The sequence below is a fragment of the Rivibacter subsaxonicus genome (assembly GCF_004217215.1).
In the GTDB taxonomy this organism is placed as follows: domain Bacteria; phylum Pseudomonadota; class Gammaproteobacteria; order Burkholderiales; family Burkholderiaceae_C; genus Rivibacter; species Rivibacter subsaxonicus.
Genome location: NZ_SHKP01000005.1, coordinates 263103 through 276563 on the forward strand (window position 1 = coordinate 263103; position 13461 = coordinate 276563).

Annotated in this window: 15 protein-coding genes; 6 read left to right on the plus strand and 9 right to left on the minus strand. The window is 71.3% G+C overall.

The features are described 5' to 3' along the window. Position 1: 1 nt before the first annotated feature. Positions 2-826, minus strand: a complete 825-nt coding sequence (locus EV670_RS07255; protein WP_130431172.1) for a crotonase/enoyl-CoA hydratase family protein — start codon at positions 824-826, stop codon at positions 2-4. A gap of 173 nt (positions 827-999) precedes the next feature. Here EV670_RS07255 and EV670_RS07260 point away from each other — a divergent pair, with 173 nt between their 5' ends. Next, complete coding sequence (locus EV670_RS07260) at positions 1000-1833, plus strand: amidohydrolase family protein (RefSeq protein ID WP_423213574.1); 834 nt, start codon at positions 1000-1002, stop codon at positions 1831-1833. On the opposite strand, the gene EV670_RS07265 is transcribed toward EV670_RS07260, so the two are convergent. After that, positions 1811-2476 (minus strand): DsbA family protein, encoded by a 666-nt coding sequence (locus EV670_RS07265; RefSeq protein ID WP_130431174.1) that lies wholly within the window; start codon positions 2474-2476, stop codon positions 1811-1813. The two genes, EV670_RS07260 and EV670_RS07265, sit on opposite strands and share 23 nt — an antisense overlap. A gap of 4 nt (positions 2477-2480) precedes the next feature. Further along, complete coding sequence (locus tag EV670_RS07270; RefSeq protein WP_130431175.1) at positions 2481-3122, minus strand: NAD(P)-dependent oxidoreductase; 642 nt, start codon at positions 3120-3122, stop codon at positions 2481-2483. Between the two features lie 101 nt (positions 3123-3223). Here EV670_RS07270 and EV670_RS07275 point away from each other — a divergent pair, with 101 nt between their 5' ends. Next, positions 3224-4144 carry a LysR family transcriptional regulator gene (locus EV670_RS07275; RefSeq protein ID WP_130431176.1) on the plus strand — a complete coding sequence of 307 codons (921 nt, stop codon included), beginning with the start codon at positions 3224-3226 and terminating at the stop codon, positions 4142-4144. 11 nt (positions 4145-4155) lie between these two features. Next, positions 4156-5097, plus strand: coding sequence for a septal ring lytic transglycosylase RlpA family protein (locus EV670_RS07280; protein WP_130431177.1), 942 nt, complete (start codon positions 4156-4158; stop codon positions 5095-5097). A gap of 4 nt (positions 5098-5101) precedes the next feature. Here EV670_RS07280 and EV670_RS07285 read toward each other — a convergent pair whose 3' ends face one another. After that, a complete protein-coding gene (locus EV670_RS07285; RefSeq protein ID WP_130431178.1) occupies positions 5102-5629 on the minus strand; it encodes a hypothetical protein in 528 nt (175 codons plus the stop codon). 237 nt (positions 5630-5866) lie between these two features. Next, positions 5867-6634: an SDR family oxidoreductase gene (locus tag EV670_RS07290; protein ID WP_130431179.1), complete on the minus strand. Its 768-nt coding sequence runs from the start codon at positions 6632-6634 to the stop codon at positions 5867-5869. Positions 6635-6865: 231 nt separating this feature from the next. Here EV670_RS07290 and EV670_RS07295 point away from each other — a divergent pair, with 231 nt between their 5' ends. Then, the gene (locus EV670_RS07295) at positions 6866-7162 is read left to right on the plus strand and encodes a hypothetical protein (protein ID WP_130431180.1); all 297 of its coding nucleotides are present in this window, start codon (positions 6866-6868) and stop codon (positions 7160-7162) included. A gap of 75 nt (positions 7163-7237) precedes the next feature. Here EV670_RS07295 and EV670_RS07300 read toward each other — a convergent pair whose 3' ends face one another. Then, a complete protein-coding gene (locus EV670_RS07300; RefSeq protein WP_130431181.1) occupies positions 7238-8761 on the minus strand; it encodes a CoA-acylating methylmalonate-semialdehyde dehydrogenase in 1524 nt (507 codons plus the stop codon). Positions 8762-8882: 121 nt separating this feature from the next. Here EV670_RS07300 and EV670_RS07305 point away from each other — a divergent pair, with 121 nt between their 5' ends. After that, complete coding sequence (locus EV670_RS07305; RefSeq protein WP_130431182.1) at positions 8883-9824, plus strand: LysR family transcriptional regulator; 942 nt, start codon at positions 8883-8885, stop codon at positions 9822-9824. Between the two features lie 213 nt (positions 9825-10037). Here EV670_RS07305 and EV670_RS07310 read toward each other — a convergent pair whose 3' ends face one another. Continuing rightward, complete coding sequence (locus EV670_RS07310) at positions 10038-11360, minus strand: D-amino acid dehydrogenase (protein WP_130431183.1); 1323 nt, start codon at positions 11358-11360, stop codon at positions 10038-10040. A gap of 25 nt (positions 11361-11385) precedes the next feature. After that, positions 11386-12057, minus strand: coding sequence for a LysE/ArgO family amino acid transporter (locus EV670_RS07315; protein WP_242616871.1), 672 nt, complete (start codon positions 12055-12057; stop codon positions 11386-11388). Positions 12058-12159: 102 nt separating this feature from the next. Between EV670_RS07315 and EV670_RS07320 the strand changes: the two genes are divergently transcribed. Then, positions 12160-13188, plus strand: a complete 1029-nt coding sequence (locus tag EV670_RS07320) for a LysR family transcriptional regulator ArgP (RefSeq protein WP_130431184.1) — start codon at positions 12160-12162, stop codon at positions 13186-13188. Here the strand turns inward: EV670_RS07320 and EV670_RS07325 are convergent. Beyond that, positions 13119-13361 carry a hypothetical protein gene (locus EV670_RS07325; RefSeq protein WP_130431185.1) on the minus strand — a complete coding sequence of 81 codons (243 nt, stop codon included), beginning with the start codon at positions 13359-13361 and terminating at the stop codon, positions 13119-13121. The genes EV670_RS07320 and EV670_RS07325 overlap by 70 nt on opposite strands. Positions 13362-13461 lie beyond the last annotated feature (100 nt).

Sequence of the window (13461 nt, forward strand, 5' to 3'; positions counted from 1 at the left end):
CTCAAGCTGCCCCGCCGGGGCGCGCGACCTTGTCGGCGCGCTTGTCGAGGAAGGCCCGCACGCGCTGCTTGGCGGCGTCGTCGCCCTGGGCGATCGCGGCCATCAGCGACTCAAGGAACAGGCCGTCGGACTGCGACATGCCGGCGATGCGCGGCAGCGCCTGCATCACCGCGTAGTTCGACAGCGGCGCGTTGCTGGCGACGCGCGTAGCCAGCGCGATCGCCTTGGCCAGGCCCTCGCCGGGGCCGACCAGATAGTTCGAGATGCCGCGCTGCTGGCCCTCGGTGGCGTCGAGCGAGCGGCCGGTCAGCATCATGTCGGTCATGCAGGCCACGCCGACCAGGCGCGGGATGCGCGCCGCGCCGCCACCGCCGACGAAGATGCCGCGCTGGCCCTCGGGCAGTGCGTAGAAGGTGCCGCTCTCCGCGACCCGCACATGGGCGCTGGCGGCGATCTCGAGGCCGCCGCCGACCACCGCGCCATGCAGCGCCGCGACCACCGGCACCCGGCCGAACTGGATCTGGTCCATCGCCGCATGCCACATGCGCGAGTGCAGCACGCCCTCGGCGACGCTGCGCTCACCGAGCTCCGACAGGTCGAGCCCGGCGCAGAAATGCTCGCCGGCGCCATGCAGTACCACCGCGCCGACCTCGGCCGGCAGGTTGAGGAAGCAGGTCTGCAGTTGCAGCACCAGCGCATCGTTGATCGCGTTGCGCTTGGCCGGGCGCTCCAGGCGCACCAGCGCCACGGCGCCGGAGCGACTGATGCGCAGCAGGTCGAGACTGGCCAGCAGGCCACTGACGGGTTGGAAGTCGGCAGGCTCCAAGGCGGGGCTCCTGGCTGAATTAGTTATTGATATTAAGTGTTATTCGCCACTTCGCACCCGGGCTTTCCCTTAGTGAAGTAGTGGCCGATGGCCTCTACGTTCATTTGGATGATTTAATGAAATCAGCGCAACAGGAGAGACCCTTGGACATCGACGCACTGCTCGCCATCGACATGCACACCCATGCCGAGGTCTCCTGCTGGAACCCCTTCGACAACTACGGCGAGGAGTTCGACCGCGCCGCCGACAAGTACTTCCGTTCGAACCGGCGGCCGACCATCGAGGAGAGCGTGGCGCACTACCGCGAGCAGCGCATCGCGATGGTGATGTTCTGCGTCGACGCCGAGGCCCAGATGGGGCGCCGCCGCATCCCCAACGAGGAGATCGCCGAGGCCGCACGCAAGCACCCCGACGTGCTGATCCCCTTTGCCTCGATCGACCCGCACAAGGGCCGCATGGGCGCGCGCGAGGCGCGCCGGCTGATCGAGGAGCATGGCGTGCGCGGCTTCAAGTTCCACCCCACGGTGCAGGGCTTCCACCCCTACGACCGCATGGCCTGGCCGATCTACGAGGTGATCAACGAGCACAGGCTGCCGGCGGTGTTCCACAGCGGCCATTCGGGCATCGGCTCGGGCATGCGCTGTGGCGGCGGCTTGCGGCTGGAGTACAGCAACCCGATCCACCTCGACGAGGTCGCGGTGAACTTCGGCGACATGCAGATCGTCATCGCGCACCCCTCGTGGCCCTGGCAGGACGAGGCGCTGAGCGTGGCGATGCACAAGCCCAACGTCTGGATCGACCTCTCGGGCTGGAGCCCGAAGTACTTTCCGCCGCAGCTGGTGCAGTACGCCAACACGCTGCTCAAGGACCGCGTGCTGTTCGGCAGCGACTACCCGCTGATCACGCCGGAGCGCTGGATGAAGGACTTCCTCGAGGCCGGCTTCCGCCCCGAGGTGCACCAGGCGATCCTGAAGGACAACGCGGTCAGGCTGCTCGGGCTGCGTTGAGGCTGGCGGCGAGGGAGCCGTCGAACAGCGCATTGCCGGCGATCGGCTCGCCGTCGCGCACGGCGCGTTCGACCAGTGCCGGCTCGTCGAGCGCCGGGTCGGCGCCGCGCAGCGCGATCAGCGCCGGCACGCCGCCAAAACCGAACTCGCGCATCAGGCGCTGGCCGCGCGCGATGCGCTCGCGCGAGCGAGCGGCCAGCGCGGCGTCGGCAAGACCAGCAGCGCCGAACTCGCCGGCCAGCGCCTCGGCCAGCACCGCGGCATCGGCAATGTCGCGCCCGTCGACCCAGCGCGCGCGCTGGATCGCGGCCAGCGCGGCGCGCTCGCGGCTCGGGGCGCGTTCGGCAACGGCAGTGAGCGCGGCGGTCGCCGGCCCCGAGTCGAAGGGCATCGCCGGATTGCGCAGCACGCGCTCCCGATAGGCCTCGCTGAAGGGCTGGCCGGAAAGGTGCGCGATGCGCTGGTCGGCCTGCCAGATATGGGCCTCCATCGCCGGGTCGAGCCGGCGCCGCGGGTCGCCGGCAAAGAGGCCGGTCGGCAGCGGGCGCACGGCCCATTCCTCGCCTTCCAGGCCCGCGAGCGCGGCACCGGCGCCGTAGCACCAGCCGCACAGCGGGTCGTAGAGGTAGATCAGCGTGTCCATGCGCTCAGTAGCCTACGGTGAAGCGACGCCGGATGTGGCGCGGCTGTTCGATCTCGTCGACGATCGCGACGGCGAGGTCGGCCACCGAGATGTCGGAGGGCTTGCCGTCGAGCATCACCGGCTCGTCGGCGCCGAGCCGGTAGCTGCCGCGCCGCTCGCCCGGCACGACGTGCACGGCCGGCGACAGGAAGCTCCAGTCGAGCGTGCCGTCCTTCTGGATCGCCACGAGCGCATCGCGCGCGGCCAGCGCGCCCTGCTTCCACGGCGCCGGGAACTCGGGCGTGTCGACGATCTGCAGGCCCGGCGCGGCATACAGGCTGCCGGCGCCACCGACGATCAGAAGACGCTTCAGGCCCGCCTGCCGGACCCCGTCGACGATGGCCTGGGTGCCCTGCAGGAACAGGCGATAGATCTCGGGCTCCTGCCAGCCCGGGTTGTAGGCGCTGATCACGGCGTCGTGGCCGGCGACGGCGCGCGCGACCTGGCTGGCGTCGAGCACGTCGGCCTGGACGACCGCCAGTCCCGGCTGGGCGGCGATCTTGGACGGCGTGCGCGCCAGCGCGGTGACGGCGTGGCCGCGAGCCAGGGCTTCGGCGAGCACGGCGCTGCCGACGAATCCGGTGGCACCGATCAGGGCGATCTTCATGAGCTGTCTCGTTCAGTGGATTGGGATGAGCAATGATCGACGCTACACAGTCGTCCGACTAGACTGGCTGAATCGCTATCTATGTTTAGCCTGACTTCAGAATGGATCGATACCGGCGCATGGCGGTGTTTGCCGAGGTGGTCGCCCGCGGCTCGCTGACGGGCGCCGCGCGCGGGCTCGGGCTGACGCCGTCGGCGGTCAGCCAGCAGTTGCGCCAGCTCGAGACCGAACTCGGCGTGAGCCTGCTGCACCGCTCGACGCGCCGGCTCGCGCTGACCGAAGCCGGGGCCAGTTTTCACGAGGGCTGCGCGGCGATGGTGGCCGCGGCGCAGTCCGCCGAACAGGCGCTGGCGCGGCTGCGCGACGCACCAGAGGGCGAGCTGCGGCTGGCGGCGCCGGTCGGGCTGGCGCGGCTGATCGCGCCGGCGCTGGCGCCGCTGATGAGCGCCCATCCGGGCTTGAGCCTGCGGCTGCTGGTGGACGACACGCCGATCGACCTGATCGAGCAGCGGGTGGATCTGGCGCTGCGGGTCGGCAGCTTTGCCGACTCGAGCCTGGTCGCGCGCCTGATCGGCCGCTTGCCGGTGCTGCTGGTGGCCGCGCCGGCCTACCTCGCACGGCGCGGCGTGCCAGCGACGCCGGGCGATCTGCTGCAGCATGATTGGCTGCTGATGCAGCCGCGCGCCGGCGGCGTCAACGCGGTCGAACTCGAGCGCGAGGGCTCCGGCGGCACGCCGGGCTCCGAGCGGCTGCGCCCGGTGCCGCGCGCACTCAGCAGCAACCAGCTCGCGCTGCAGCACCTGTGCCTGGCCGGCCTCGGCCTGGCGGTGATGGTGCTGCCCGACATCGCCGAGGACCTGCAGGCCGGGCGCCTGGTGCGGGTGCTGCCGAGCTGGCGCCTGGCCGACTACGGCGTGCACGCGGTGACGCCGACCCGCGACGCGCAGCCGGCCAAGGTGCGCCATGCGATCGAGGCGCTGCGCTTGCATCTGGGCACCGAGGCCGGCGCCGGCCTCGTGTAAGTTAGCGCCCGATGCAGAAGTCGCTCCTCAACCGCCTCCTCGCACCGGCCGCACTGCTGGCGCTGCTGGTGCTGGCCGGCTGCGCCTCGGCGCCCAAGTCCGGCGGCGACGGCGCCCCTTCGAGTCCGCCGGCCGACCTGGCGGCAACCCCCGATGCCGAGCCGCGCGTCGAGACCATCAAGCCCGGCGGCGCCAACAAGCCCTACGAGGTGCTCGGCCGCAGCTACACGCCGCAGACGCGCGACGTGCCGATCAGCGAGAAGGGCCTGGCCAGCTGGTACGGCCGCAAGTTCCACGGCCGGCGCACCGCCAGCGGCGAGGTCTACAACATGTACGCGATGACGGCCGCGCATCCGACCATGCCGCTGCCGAGCTACGCCCGGGTGCGCAACCCGGCCAACGGCAAGGAAGTGGTGGTGCGCGTCAACGACCGCGGCCCGTTCCACCCGGGCCGCGTCATCGACCTGAGCTACACGGCGGCCGTCAAGCTCGGCGCGCAGCGCGGCGTGGCGCCGGTGGAGGTCGAGCGCATCACGAACGACGAAATCCGCAGCGGCTCCTGGAAGCGCGCGGGCGCGGCCGACACGGCCGTGGCGTCGACCCCGGCCCTTGGCGCCGGCGACGCCGAAGCCGCCCCCGTGGCTCTCGCACCGCCGCCCGGCAGCACCGTGCGCGGGGGCACCAGCGCCGAACCCGGCCGCGCCTACACGGTGCCGGCGCGCGGCTACTGGGTGCAGCTGGGCGCCTTCCGCGAACGCGACGGTGCCGAGAACTTCCAGCAGCGCGTCGGCGCTGAACTCGACTGGCTGGCGCCGCTGATGGCGGTGTTTGCCGACGCCTCGCTGTTCCGCCTCCAGGCCGGGCCCTACCCCACGCGCGACGAGGCGCAGGGCGCGGCGCAGCGGGTGCGCGAGGCGCTGTCGCTGGTGCCGGTGGTGGTCGAACGCCGCTAGGCGCTCAGAACGACGCGCGATAGACCAGCGAGACGCCCCTGCGCGAGGTGCGCAGCCCGACGTAGGCGTCCGAGCCGAGGTCCATGCGCAGCATGCGCTGGCGCAGCATCTGCTCGCCGGAGGAACGCGTGCGGAACTCGAAGCCGAGCCGCGGCCGCAGTTCGTCGAAGGGTCGCGCTAGGCCGGCGGCATCGAGCGGCTGCACGTCGAGCACCAGGCTCGAGTCGCCGGACAAGCGGTAGCGCATCGCCAGCACCATCGTCGAGCGCTGCGCGGCGAGCGCGGGCGGCGCGTCGGGCCGGAGGTGCCAGTCGCTGCGGGTGTCGAGGCCCAGGCCGATGCCGGTGCGGCCCGGACCGTCGGCCCAGAGCCGGTAGCTGATGTCGGTGCTGGTCGTGCCCACCCCGGGGACCGGCGGTGAGGCGGCCGGAAGCGCCTGGTTGAGCTCCATCGCGAAACTCAGTTGTGGCGGCGATTCGGTGCGTGCTTCCAGTTCGGTGGCGAGCAGCGGATCGCCGACGCTCGCCAGCAACAGCGCGAGCGACCCGCCCGCGCGGCGGACGCCGTCCGCCAGAACCGCTCGCCGCCGACATGACCGTCGCCTCGACATGACAGGCCTCCGTTGGGCATTCGATCGGCGCCGGCGCCGATCGTTCTGCGCCCACCGAGCATCGCGCGACCAATGCGCGGCGGCGATGCCGCGATCGGGGGAGCAAGCGGCCCCATGGCGCCGCTTGCAGGGCGCGTCCTTGGTCGCGACCTAGGGGGCTCAGCGACCGCCGGCCACGTCGAGCATCGCTCCCGTCACGTAGCTGGCCTCGTCGGACAGCAGCCAGAGGATGGCCTGCGCCACCTCCTCGGCCGTGCCGGCGCGTTGCATCGGCAGCGTTGGCGACATCTCGCGCACGCGATCGGCCAGGCCGGCCGCCGCGTGGATCTCGGTGTCGATGATGCCGGGGCGCACCCCGTTGACGCGCACGCCCTCGGCGGCGACCTCGAGCGCGAGGTCGACGGTGAAGCGATCGATCGCGGCCTTGCTGGCTGCGTAGTCGGCGTAGATGCCGGCCGAGCCGCGCTCGGCGGCACGCGAGGAGAGGTTGACGATCGCGCCGCCGGCGCCGCCGTGGCGGGTGCTCATGCGCAGCACCGCCTCGCGCGCGCAGGCAAAGCTGCCGACGACGTTGACCGCGAAGATGCGTGCCACACGCTCGGCGCTCATCTGCTCGATGCGCGCCGCGACATCGACGATGCCGGCGTTGTTGACCAGGCCGCGCAGCCGGCCGTGGCCGAAGCGCGCATCGACGGCGGCGAACAGCGCATGCACCTGGGCCTCGTCGGCCACGTCGGCGCGGAAGGCCGCGGCCTCGCCGCCGCCGGCCTCGATCTCGCGCACTAAGGCCTCGGCCGCGGTCGCGGCGCTGGCGTAGTTGATCGCCACGGCCCAGCCGCGCCCGGCGGCCAGGCGCACCGTGGCGGCGCCGATGCCACGGCTGCCGCCCGTGACCAGCAACAGCTGTCGGTTTCTGCCTGTGTTCATTGCATCGTCTCCCCGTCGGGCCAAGTATTGCCGAGCGCGCGGCGTGCCGACGTTCCGCGCACGGCCCCCATTCATCGGCCCAGGGCGGCTTTGGTGCCGTCGATCCCGCCTCTCATCTCAAGTGCGTAGGCAACGAATGCCGGCATCACCTAGCCTGAATCCAGGTCGATCAGGTCTCGACCCGCCGAGCGAAGCCGGTCGTCGCTTCGCCGATCCGAACAGGAGCCTCACATGGAAGCCAAGTTCCGCCACCTCGCCGTCGCGACCCTGTGCGCCGCCTTCGGCGCCGGCCCGGTGCTCGCCGCCGACCAGGCCTCGTCCTCGTGCACGCCGCTCAGCACGGTGCAGAAGCGCGTGGTCGAGAAGGCCGACCAGAGCGTCGACGCGCTGCGCAACTACGTGTACATCACGCGCGGCATCCACCAGCTGTACATGGGCGACATCGCCGAATCGCTCGACGGCTGGCGTGCCGATGCGCGCTGCCAGCAACAGCAGAAGGTCGCCAGCGCAACGATTCCGAAGGAATGAGCGGCCAACGCCGCCCAGCCTGATGGCCGGCGCCTCCGGGCTGCGCTCGCGGCCCGGAGGCAGCGGGCAGGTCCGCTACTTCGAGGTCGGCATCACGAACTCGGCGCCCTTGGGCGTGCTCTCGGGCCAGCGCTGCATCACCGACTTCTGGCGGGTGTAGAAGCGCACGCCCTCCTCGCCGTAGGCGTGCATGTCGCCGAACAGGCTGCGCTTCCAGCCGCCGAAGCCGTGCCAGGCCATCGGCACCGGGATCGGCACGTTGATGCCGACCATGCCGACCTCGATGCGGCGGCTGAACTCGCGCGCCACATGACCGTCGCGGGTGAAGCAGGCGACGCCGTTGGCGAACTCGTGCGCGTTGACCAGCTCGACCGCGCTCGCGAAGTCGGGCACCCGCACGCAGCCCAGCACCGGGCCGAAGATCTCTTCCTTGTAGATGCGCATCTGCGGCGTCACGTGATCGAACAGCGTGCCGCCGGTGAAGAAGCCCTTCTCGTGGCCGGGCACCTTCAGGCCGCGGCCGTCGGCCACCAGCGTCGCGCCTTCCTCGACGCCGGTCGCGATGTAGCCCTCGATGCGCTCGAGCGCCTGCCTGGTGACGATCGGCCCCATCTCGGCATCGAGTTCCATGCCGTTCTTGACCTTGAGCGCGCGGGCGCGCTCGGCCAGCTTGGGCACGATCTTGTCGGCCACGTCGCCGACCAGCACCGCGACCGAGATCGCCATGCAGCGCTCGCCGGCGGAGCCATAGGCGGCGCCGATCAGCGCGTCGACCGCCTGCTCGAGATCGGCATCGGGCATCACGACCATGTGGTTCTTGGCACCGCCGAGCGCCTGCACCCGCTTGCCATGCTTGGCGCCGGTCTCGTAGATGTACTGGGCGATCGGCGTCGAGCCGACGAAGCTGATGGCCTTGACGTCGGGGTGGGTCAGCAGCGTGTCGACCGCGAGCTTGTCGCCCTGCACCACGTTGAACACGCCGTCCGGCAGACCGGCCTGCTTGAGCAGGTCGGCGATGAACAGGCTGGCGCTCGGGTCGCGCTCGCTGGGCTTGAGCACGAAGCAGTTGCCGCAGGCGAGCGCCACCGGGAACATCCACATCGGCACCATCACCGGGAAGTTGAACGGCGTGATGCCGGCCACCACGCCGAGCGGCTGGCGCAGCGCCCAGTTGTCGATGCCGGTGCCGACCTGGTCGGTGAAGTCGGTCTTGAGCAGTTGCGGCGCGCCACAGGCGAACTCGACGATCTCGATGCCGCGCGTGACCTCGCCCTGGGCGTCGGTGAAGACCTTGCCATGCTCGGCGGTGATCAGCGCGGCCAGCGTGTCGCGATGCTGGTTGAGCAGCTCGAGGAACTTGTTGAGCACCCGCGCGCGACGCAGCGGGGGCGTCTCGGCCCAAGCCGGAAAAGCCGCCTTGGCGGCGGCAACCGCGGCCTCGACCTCGGCCGCCGAGGCCAGCGCCACTTCGCGCGCCGCGGCGCCGGTCGCCGGGTTGAACACCGGCTGGCTGCGACCGCTGGTCGACACGACGCGGCGGCCGTTGATGTGGTGCGCGACGGTAGTCGAAGTCAGTACGCTGAGGTCGGGTGCGCCCATGCTGTGCTCCTGATGAGATCTCTACAGCTTAGGCAGTGCGGCACGGGCTGAACAGCCCGTCCGGCCGAATGCTTTGTTCGCCATGATGAACAATAGGAAGCCACCAAGCCGGACGATCGCCATGAGCACCGTTGCCGTCTCCGAACTCCGCCCCGACCTGCTGTGGAGCCATGTGCATGCGCTGGGCATGCTGGCCGCGCAGGGCAGCTTCACTGCGGCCGCGCAGCGGCTCGGCCTGTCGAAGGCGGCGATGAGCCAGCGCATCGCCGAGCTCGAGCGCGTAGCCGGCGTGCCGCTGGTGCAGCGCACCACGCGCAGCGTGCGGCTGACCGAGGCCGGCCAGCAGCTGGTCGACGCCACGGCGCCGGCCTATGCCCAGATCGAGCGCGGCTTCCATGGCGTGCGCGAGCGCGCCGAGGCGCCGCGCGGCCTGGTGCGGCTGACGGCGCCGGTGGCGCTCGGCCGCCAGCAGGTGGTCCCGCACCTCGCCAGCTTCCTGCGCGCCCATCCAGAGGTGCGCATCGAGCTCGATCTCAGCGACCGCCTGCTGCCGCTGGCACAGGAGGGCGTCGATCTGGCGATCCGCCACACCGCGCAGCCGCCGGACACCCATGTGGCCTGGCTGCTGTGCGAGACCCGCACGGTGCTGGTCGGGGCCCCGGCCTACCTGCGGCGGGCCGGCACACCGACGCATCCGGCCGAGTTGGCCGAGCATGCGTGCCTGCCCTACCCGCGACCCGGCGCCGCTCCGGTCTGGAGCTTCGAGAGCCGCAAGGGCGAGCGCATCGCCGTGCCGGTACGTGGGCCCTTTGCCGCCAACAACAGCGAAGTGCTGCGCGAGGCGGTGGAGAGTGGCCTCGGCCTGGCGCTGCTGCCCGACTTCAGCGCGCAGGCCGCGCTGCGGGCGCGCAAGCTGTCGGCGCTGTTGCCGCAGTGGCGCGCCCAGGGCAGCTTCGGCGAGCGCATCTACGCGATTCGACCCTACAGCCCGGTGGTGCCGAAGGCGGTGCGGGCGCTCGTCGAGCACCTGCGCACGGCGCTGGCAGCGGGATTCGGAACCTGAGTGAAAAAAAACGCCCGGGCCTTGCGACTCGGGCGTTGGAAGTCCTTGGAAAGGACGTCGTTGGGAGCTGTAGGGCGTGGCAGTGGGCGTCTGTGATGCGCCTGGATCGGTTGCCGGCCCGAATTCGGGATCCATGTCGTGGACTGCGTTCGACTGTAGGTGGCGGCGCAGAGGCCACGAATCCCCCGATCGAGGGAAACCGCGCCGCCCGCCTCAGGCCGGCACCGATCGCCGACCCACCACGCTCGAGGCTTGCGTGCTTGCATCGCCGGCGAAGCCGAACTCCAGCCCCGGCCGCTTGCCACTGAGCAGCAGCGCCAGCGCGCGCCCGGAGCCGGCACCGTGGGTCCAGCCGAGCGTGCCGTGGCCGGCGTTGATCCACAGATTCGCGATCTTGCTGCTGCGGCCGATGACCGGGATGTTGCTCGGCGTGCTCGGTCGCAGGCCGGTCCAGAAGTTGGGTTCGCTGGCGTCGGCGACGCCGGGGAACAGCTCCTCGTAGCGGCGCACCAGCGCCTGGCAGCGCACGCGCGCGGTCGGCGTGTCGAGCGAATGGTCGTAGCCCGCCAGCTCGGCGGTGCCGGCGATGCGGATCTGGTCGCCCAGGCGCGAGATCGCGATCTTGCGCGAGTCGTCGAGCAGGCTCACCGTGCTGGCGTCTTCGGGGCGCTTCAGGCGCAGCGTGGCCGAGTAGCCCTTGGCCGGATAGATGTTGAGATTGACGCCAAGCGGGCGCAGCAACGGCGCCGTGTAGCTGCCGCACGCAGCCACCACCGCGTCGCCACGCAGGGTGCGGCCGACGCCGCTGGCGAGTTCGCGCACGCGCACCGCCTCGATGCGCCCACCCGCCTGCACCAGACCGTCGATCGCGTGGCCATAGATGAAGCTCGCGCCACGCTCGATGCAGCGCTGCGCAAGCCGCTGCGTGAACACGCGCGCGTCACCCGACTCGTCACTTGGCGTGTAGGTGCCTCCGGCCACTTGTTGGCCATACGCGGCCAGCGCCGGCTCGACCGCCAGCACCTGCTCGCGCGACAGCACGCGGCGATCGACGCCGTAGCGCCGCATCAACGCGGCGCCCTGGGCGCCGGCGTCGAGATCAGCCTGGCTGGAGAAGAAGTGCAGGATGCCGCGTTCGAGCCGCTCGTACTCGATGCCGGTCTGCGCGACCAGGCTCTTCAGCGACTCATGGCTGTAGCGACCGAGCGCGACCAGCTGGCGCACGTTGCGCTCGAAGGCGGCATCGCTGCACTGGCCGAGGAAGCTCAGGCCCCAGCGCCACTGGTGGTGATCGAGCCGCGGCCGGAACAGCAGCGGCGAGTCGTCGCGCAGCAGCCACCGGGCGACCTTAAAGGGCGCGGCGGCATTGGCCCAGGGCTCGCAGAAACTGACCGAGATCTGCGCGCCGTTGGCGAAGCTGGTCTCCAGCGCCGCGTCGGGCTGTCGATCGACCAGCGTGACCTCGTGCCCTTCCTCGAGCAGATACCAGGCGGTGCTGACGCCGATGATGCCGGCGCCGAGGACGATGACTTTCATGCGAGCTTCTCCGGAAGACTTCGGTTCAGGCCGGCGGCGCCCACAGCAGCTGGGCGGCGACCCCCAACATCACCAGCGCGATGCCGGCGTCGATCGCCCGCCACGTCGCCGGATGTCGCAGCCAGCGCGAGGCGGCCATCGCGCCGGCGCCGAGCAGCGCGAACCACAGCGCCGAGGCCGCGCAGGCGCCGGCCAGGAAGGCCCAGCGCGCCGCGCCCGCGTGGCGCGCGCCGACGCCGCCGAGCAGCACCACGGTGTCGAGATAGACATGCGGGTTGAGCCAGGTGACCGCGAGCGTGGCGACCAGCGTTGCGCCGAGCGTGGCGGTCGGACGCGCCGTGGCCATTAGCGCGCCCTCGCCCTGCGACGCGCGCCGCGCCGCCTGCAGCGCGCACCAGAGCAGGAACAGGGCGCCGCCGAAGCGAAAGGCCTCCATCAGCGTCGGCTGGCGCGCGATCCAGGCGCCGAAGCCGAACACGCCGGCCGCACTCAGCAGCCAGTCCGACACGATGCACAGCGCCACCACCGGCACCACATGCTGGCGCGCCAGCCCCTGGCGCAGCACCAGCGCGTTCTGCGCGCCGATCGCGAGGATCAGGCCGGCCATCAGCAGCAGCCCCTGCATGGCAGCGGCCGCCAGCATGGCGTGGCTGGCGGTGGCGGCAGGCAACAGGGCTTCCATCGGGTGGCTGGGCATCGCCGCGGATTGTTCGCGCGGGCTCGCCGGACGTGAAGCGTGATTCAACTTGATCCGACTACATTAGCCATGCTGATGTAGAAGCCGCCTCCCGGAGCCCCGATGAGAGACCTAGACCCCGCCGCCCTCGACTGCCTGGCCGCACTCGCCGACGACGGCAGCTTCGAGCGCGCGGCGCAGCGCCTGTCGATCACACAGTCGGCCGTCTCGCAGCGGCTGCGGGCGCTGGAGGCGCAGGTCGGGCAGCTGCTGGTGGTGCGTGCGCGCCCGTTGCGGCTGACCGAGCCGGGCAAGGTGCTGCTGCGCTTCGCGCGCCAGTTGCAGGCGATGCGGGCCGATGTCGCGCGTGAACTGGGCGAGACGGTACTGACGCAGACCCGCCTGCCGATCGCCGTCAACGCCGACAGCCTGGCGACCTGGGTGCTGCCGGCGCTCGACGCGCTGGTACAGCAGGGTCGCGGCGACGGCTTCGGCCTCGAGTTGATCGTCGACGACCAGGACTTCACGCACGAGTGGCTGCGCCAGGGCCAGGTGCTGGGCTGCGTCTCGACGGTGCCCACCGCGCTGCGCGGTTGCCGCATCACGCCGCTGGGCGTGATGCGCTATGCGGCGGTCGCGAGTCCCGGCTTCGTCGAGGCGGCGATGGGTGGTGACGCCGAGGCGGGGCTGCATCGCGGCAACTTCACCCAGCTGCCATTCCTGGTGTTCAACCGCAAGGACGACATGCAGGCGCAGTGGGTCACGCAGGCCTTCGGCGTCAGGGAGCCGCGGCTGGTCGAGCGCTTCGTGCCTTCATCGGAGGCCTACGCGCGGGCCGCGGCGCTGGGCTGGGGCATCGGCGTGCTGCCCGAGTTGCAGGTGCGCGAGGCCATCGGGCGCGGCGAACTGATCGTGCTGCATCCCCAGGTGGCGATCGAGGTTGCGCTCTACTGGCACCAGTGGAAGCTGGGCGACGAGTTCACGGCCGGCGCGCCGCGCGCGGCCCGGCTCGACGAAGTCGGCGCGGCATTGGTGGCCGGCGCCGCGGCGGCGCTGGACCAGCGCCCGGCAGCCGGCCCGGCTCAGCGCCGCACGACAGTGCGCGCGGCTGGCAGCCAGCGCGCCGCGCGGCCGGGCTCGGCGGCGGCCTGAGACGACGACGCCCAGGACGACTCCGGCGACACGGCGGCGGCGAAGAAATCAGCGAGCCAGTCGCTCGGGTAGTCGTCGTCGCCCGCAGCGAGCCACAGCGCGCTCGACAGGGCCGCACTGAGCGTGCCCCAGGTCAGCGCCTTGGTCAGGACGGCAGTTCCGCACAGGCTCATGAACAGACATTAGGTGCCTTCGAAGCCGGCTCCTACCCCTAGGCTATTGCACTGCAACATCCGCTTTCGCAGCGGCGTCGAACCGGGTCGCGCATCGAGG